The organism is Alteromonas alvinellae, from assembly GCF_902705805.1.
The window spans coordinates 1-274 of sequence record NZ_CACSIH010000242.1 but is presented as its reverse complement, the minus strand read 5'-3'; the positions used below and the strand labels follow the sequence as shown (position 1 = coordinate 274).

1 pseudogene is annotated in these 274 nt (G+C 38.7%); it reads right to left on the bottom strand.

Annotated elements, in window-relative coordinates:
* Positions 1-12 precede the first annotated feature (12 nt).
* Positions 13-274, bottom strand: a pseudogene (locus tag ACX5KA_RS18490) (hypothetical protein); the annotation flags it as partial.

The following is a 274-nucleotide window of genomic DNA, read 5'->3' as shown; positions in this document are numbered from 1 at the left end:
AATCACGAAAGATCAACACGCCTTAGCAACGGTGAGAATATCTTGTTCAAGATCTCCAGCTAGTTTTTCAACCAATTTAGATTCTAACCTTCGCGAAATACTCTCAAAAGAAGGCAAATTTTCTTCGTTAGTGTTATCGACCCAATCTTTGGTCCTCGTTAGATGATTCTCTATTACCTCGAAAGTTTTTTCAATTTTTATGTTTTTCTGCAATCGGTAAGCAAGTATTGGGTCATGTTTTGAAAGCTGCATGTTCCGGCCCATTCCGATCACC